Raw genomic sequence first — 971 nt, 5'->3', positions numbered from 1 at the left:
GCGAACGCCCCGGCCAGCGCGGCGACGGAGTCGGAGTCGCCGGAGGAGAACGCCGCTCGCTGGACGACCGCCACGGGCTCTTCCGGGAAGAGCAGGAAGCAGTACAGGGCGGTGGCGAGTGCTTCCTCGGCGATCCAGCCCGCGCCGGTCACCTCGCAGGGGTCGCGCTCCGGGTCCGGGTGGTCGAGGGCGGCCGAGACGGTGTCGAGGGCTGCGAGGGTCTCGTCCCAGCCGTGTGCGATGAAGTCGGCGGGGTCGGCCGCGCCCGCCCGCCGCGCCAGGTCGCCGAGCCAGTCGCCGTGGTACGTCCGGCGTGCGGAGCGGCCGTAGTGGCGCAGGCGCGGCAGCAGCTCGGAAGGGTGGCAGTTGTGCGTCAGCAGCCATACGGCGTGTGCGGTGAGGTCACTGGCTGCGAGCGCGGTGGGGTGGCCGTGGGTCAGCGCGGCCTGCAACTGGGCCGTACCCGCGCGCTGCTCCGCCGTCAGCCCCGGCAGCAGTCCGACGGGCGCCACCCGCATGTTCGCTCCGCAGCCCTTCGAGGCCATCACGGTGGCCTCCTGCCACGGCACACCGCGCTCCAGGGCCGCGCACGCGTCCAGGCAGGTTCGTCCCGGTGCGCGGTTGTTGTCGGGGGAGCGAAGCCAGGCCACGAAGCGCGCGCGCAGGGCCGGCTCGGCGGTCGCGGCGGTCAGCGAGGCCACCCCGCCGCCGTCCACGACGTCCGCCAGCGCCTCGATCACCGCCAGTGTCATCTGGGTGTCGTCCGAGACCCGGGCCACGCCGGAACGGATGGGCAGCTCCAGCTGCCGCCAGGAGCCGTAGCGGCTGGTGAGCTGAGCGATGTCGAGGAACTCGGTGGGGTAGCCCAGGGCGTCACCGATGGCGAGACCGTAGATCGCCGCCATGGCGCCGCCCTTGACGTTGTCCCTGCCCCACCTCCGCTCGGTGAGGTCGTCCAGGACGGCGAGGCT

The 971-nt window shown here is 73.8% G+C and carries 1 protein-coding gene; it reads right to left on the bottom strand.

The window, feature by feature from the left end:
• The coding region (locus ACP4IX_RS36260) for an ADP-ribosylglycohydrolase family protein (protein ID WP_426558914.1) at nt 1-905 on the bottom strand (905 nt) is incomplete at its 3' end.
• Between the last annotated feature and the right edge of the window lie 66 nt (nt 906-971).

It is taken from the genome of Streptomyces sp. WG5, assembly GCF_049974565.1.
GTDB lineage: Bacteria > Actinomycetota > Actinomycetes > Streptomycetales > Streptomycetaceae > Streptomyces.
This window is presented reverse-complemented; position numbering and strand designations above follow the sequence as displayed.